Genomic DNA, 3988 nt, shown 5'->3' with positions numbered 1-3988 from the left:
CCGTGTCGGACACGATTCGCCTGTACACCCGCGAGACGATCAAGACGGGACGGTACGCGATGATCGGCGCGGAGCCCGTCATGGCGCGTCGTGTATGGTTCGTGTTGCACGGATATGCGCAGCTTGCATCGGGTATTCTGCGCCCGTTTCAGCACATCGTTCCGGATGACACTTGTGTGGTGGCGCCTGAAGGACTGTCGCGTTTCTATCGCGATATGCCGCGTCCCGATGGCAGTCATCTGCAGCAGGTGGGCGCCACGTGGATGACACGGGAATCGCGCGAAGATGACATCGCCGATGCCGTGCGCTGGTTGCAGAACGTACACGATACGGTGATGTCCGAAGCCCAGCAGGCGACGGCCGTTGGCGTGCTCGCGTTTTCACAGGGTGTGGCGACGTCCACCCGATGGTTGGCTGCCGGTCATGTGCGGCCCCATCACTGGGTGCCATGGGCAGGAGGGCTCGCCACCGATATCGATCACGGACGGTTGCGTCGGCAGCTCGAGCGCACGAAGGTCACGCTGGTGACGGGTGACGTCGATCCGTTCGTCTCGCCCGAGGCATTGCAATTGTCGTTGACGCGTTTGCAGTCGTGGCAGCCCACAGCAACGGTGCAGCGCTTCGCTGGAGAACATCGCCTCGACTCGGCCACGCTGTCTGCGCTTCTCCACGGACTGGGTGCGGATACGGAGATGTCTTCGTGACCGAACCTGTGAACCTCGAACGCCTGGCGCTTGCTGCGCTCATCGCCGAGTGGGCGCGTGCTGTGGATCGCATCGAACGGGGCGATGTCACGGTGCGTGATGGCGTGCCGGACTATCTCGACGAGCTGGCCGTGCGCCACGAGATCTCGAGACGTATTCGTGCTCGCCCGGTCACTGCGGACACGCGCGAGACCATGGCCGAGTTGGATGACATCTATCGCGGCGCCACGGTGCAGAGCGCTGAATGTGTGCCGGGAATACACGACGCGGCGGCCCAGGGTTGGACCGCCGCGCGTGAATGGTATTACTGGCGCCGGCCGCGCTGAATCGCGCGGGGCGGCCCTCAGGTCTTCTTGCCGGCAATCATCCGGTAGACGAACAGCAGCAGCATCGCGCCGAGCACGCTGGCAATGAAGCCCGCCTGCGCTCCCGCGGCGTAGAGCCCCAGCATCTGGCCGAGCCACGTCCCCACCAGGGCACCAGCGATGCCCAGCAGGATCGTGATGATGAATCCGCCCGGGTCCTTACCGGGCATCAGGAACTTCGCGATAGCACCCACGATCAGGCCGATCAGGCACGTATACAACAGACCCATGATCCGCTCCAGTGTAGTGAGAAGGCCCGCCAACGACGGACTTGCCTACGTACACCCGGGGTTGACATCCGGGTAAGTCTGTTGAAATATCAGCATGGTTGAAAAATCAGCAGACTTTCTCCCCTGATATCCATGGCCACCCCCCAAGATTCTGATTCCGCCCCCGGCAGTCTCTCCCGCCGCGAACGGCAGGTGATGGACATCCTGCACCGGCGTGGCGAGGCGACGGTGGCCGAGATCATGGCCGAGTTGCCCGATCCCCCGACCTATTCGGCGGTGCGGTCCATCGTGCGCATCCTGGCCGAAAAGGGCACGATCCTGTTCCGTGAGGACGGACCGCGCTACGTGTACTACCCGGCCGTCGACAGTGATGCGGTGCGTGAGACGGCACTCAATCACCTGGTGGAGACCTACTTCGGTGGATCCCCGGAGCTGGCCGTGACGGCGTTGCTGCGGCGTGGCGATCTGGGTCTCGATGCCCGTGATGTGTCGCGCCTGCGCGATGCCATCGCCAAGGCGCGTCGTTCGGAGGGTTCGGGCGATGTCTGAGACTCTCCTTGGGACCATCAGCACGTCGGCGCTAATGCTGGTCATTGCTAAGATCACGCTGTTGCTGGGGCTCGCCGTGCTCGGCGCTCGCCTGCTGCGCCGCGCGACGGCAGGCGTACGGCACCTGTGGTGGTTGGTGGTGCTGCTGGCCACGCTGCTCATTCCGGTGCTCGAGATGACGCAGCCGGTGAGACTGGCGGTGCTTCCGGTGCTGGGCGGTTCCGCGTCGGTTCGTACGCAGGCTGCAACGCAGTCTGATGTTGTGGATGGTGCGGCGAATGGCGCGACGTTGAATGCGATCGGTGAGGCGTCGCCTGGTGCGACGGTGTCGCTGCCGGGCGTCGACGTACCGGTTGCTCCTTCGTCGGTGGCATCTGACACGCCGGGTGTGATGATGCAGGTGAAGACCTACCTGCAGACGCAGTCGCCGCTGATGCTCATCGCGATGGTGTGGTGCGTGGGCATGCTGGTCACGGCGGCGTGGTTGCTGCGCAGCTGGATTGCCGCCGCGCGCATCGTGCGCCGTGCCAACGTGGTGTCGGCGCCGGACTGGCTGGACCCGCTGTACGAAGTGGCCGATCGGATCGGTCTCGATGATGTGCCGCGCGTGGTGCGATCGGCCGATGTGCGCATGCCGTTTGCCTGCGGGGTGCGCAAGCCGACCATCGTGCTGCCGTTGTCGTCGGATACGTGGAGCATGGAGCGTCGACAGGCCGTGTTGTTGCATGAGCTGGCGCACGTGCGGCGCAACGACCTGCTCGGACACACCTTCGCTCGGCTGGTCTGTGTCGTGTACTGGTTCCATCCCATGGTATGGATGGCGGCCGGTGCGTTGCGCGCCGAGAGCGAGCAGGCGTGCGATGATCTCGCAGTGTCGTCGGGCACGCGTCCGTCGGACTATGCCGAGCACCTGCTGGATATCGTGACGTCGGTGAAGGGTGATGCCACGCCCGCGGTGGCCATTGCGATGGCGCGCCGCAGTGAGTTCGAAGGGCGCATGCTGGCCATCCTCGACCCCGAGCGGCCGCGTCGCAACACGACGCGTCGTCAGGGTGTCACGCTCGCCGGGTTGATTGGAGCCGTGACGTTGCTGGTGGGCGCTGCGGCACCGGTCGTTCCGGCGGCCACGCCACTGACGGCGCAGAAGTCACACGACGACTCGTTGCCGTACGATGCCGCGCAGGCCGACGCGGAGATGCAGACGACGATCTCCAGTGACTCGGTGCGGCGTGGCGTTCGCCCGCAGCCGTCGCCGGTGATCAGTGGGATCGCGTCACCCGAGCCCGCCGCGTCTCCCGATGCGATGAGCCGTGAGCAGCCGGTGCAGCCACCGGCTGATCCGTCGACGCGCCTGAACCGCCGCATCAACGACGCGGCGCAGGATGTGATCACACGGCTGTCGGTTGGTGTGAGCACCAGTGTGGTGGACGCCTTCGGCATGGGTGGACGGTCCCGCCTGGCGAACGCGGGAATGCCCGGTCTCGACAGCATGCCGGTGGGTGAGCGGGTGCGTCTGCTGGTGCGGCTCCTCAACACGGACAGCAGCGCTTCCATTCGCCGTGTGGCGGCGTGGGGCCTGAACGAGTACCAGGCGGTGGATGGCAGTGTGCGTGCCGCACTCATCTCGGCGCTGCGTCGTGATGCCGACGAGAAGGTGCGCGAGATGGCCGCCTGGGCGCTGGCCGATGAACGTGGTGCGCGTGCAGAAGCAGGAAGTGCGCTGATCAACGCCGTGCGCAGCGATGCGAGTGCGCGTGTGCGCGCCACGGCCTCGTGGGCGATCGGCACGCTGGATGTGCGCGAAGCTGAACCGGTGCTCATCAAGGCACTGGATGATCCGGAAGCATCCGTGCGATATCGCGCGGCGTGGGCGCTGGGCTCCATCACACCCGAACGCGTCCCGGCGGGGCTCACATCACATCTGGCCGACAGCTCACGTCAGGTGCGTCGCGCGGTGGCCTGGGTGCTGCATCAGATCGGCGATCAGAGTGCTGCGCCGGCCATCATGCGCGCTTTCCGCGCCGAAAAGGATCAGGGTGTGCGTCGCGATCTGTTCCGCGCGCTGGTGTCGATGGGCGAAAACTCGACGGACTTCATCAAGGAAATGCTGGACAGCAACGACAACGAGATTCGCGAACAA

The 3988-nt window shown here is 65.3% G+C and carries 5 protein-coding genes; 4 read left to right on the top strand and 1 reads right to left on the bottom strand.

What is annotated here, in order from left to right:
• Positions 1 to 704, top strand: a 704-nt coding sequence (locus VGE27_RS00865; protein ID WP_331047735.1) for a hypothetical protein, incomplete at its 5' end; no start/stop codon positions are given.
• Positions 701 to 1030 carry a hypothetical protein gene (locus VGE27_RS00860; RefSeq protein ID WP_331047734.1) on the top strand — a complete coding sequence of 110 codons (330 nt, stop codon included), beginning with the start codon at positions 701 to 703 and terminating at the stop codon, positions 1028 to 1030. The genes VGE27_RS00865 and VGE27_RS00860, both read left to right, overlap by 4 nt.
• 17 nt (positions 1031 to 1047) lie before the next feature.
• On the opposite strand, the gene VGE27_RS00855 is transcribed toward VGE27_RS00860, so the two are convergent.
• Positions 1048 to 1299, bottom strand: a complete 252-nt coding sequence (locus VGE27_RS00855; RefSeq protein ID WP_331047733.1) for a GlsB/YeaQ/YmgE family stress response membrane protein — start codon at positions 1297 to 1299, stop codon at positions 1048 to 1050.
• Between the two features lie 132 nt (positions 1300 to 1431).
• Here VGE27_RS00855 and VGE27_RS00850 point away from each other — a divergent pair, with 132 nt between their 5' ends.
• Positions 1432 to 1848: a BlaI/MecI/CopY family transcriptional regulator gene (locus tag VGE27_RS00850; RefSeq protein WP_331047732.1), complete on the top strand. Its 417-nt coding sequence runs from the start codon at positions 1432 to 1434 to the stop codon at positions 1846 to 1848.
• On the top strand, positions 1841 to 3988 hold a 2148-nt coding region (locus VGE27_RS00845; RefSeq protein ID WP_331047731.1), incomplete at its 3' end, for a M56 family metallopeptidase. The genes VGE27_RS00850 and VGE27_RS00845, both read left to right, overlap by 8 nt.

The sequence above is a fragment of the Gemmatimonas sp. genome (assembly GCF_036405635.1).
Classification (GTDB): domain Bacteria; phylum Gemmatimonadota; class Gemmatimonadetes; order Gemmatimonadales; family Gemmatimonadaceae; genus Gemmatimonas.
Note: the sequence above shows the minus strand (reverse complement) of the source record. Positions and strands in the feature narration are given on the sequence as shown.

Excerpts from the sequence above, each read along its gene's own strand:
- VGE27_RS00850 (WP_331047732.1), top strand. The coding sequence starts at position 1,432 with ATGGCCACCCCCCAAGATTCTGATTCCGCCCCCGGCAGTCTCTCCCGC.
- VGE27_RS00855 (WP_331047733.1), bottom strand. The coding sequence starts at position 1,299 with ATGGGTCTGTTGTATACGTGCCTGATCGGCCTGATCGTGGGTGCTATC.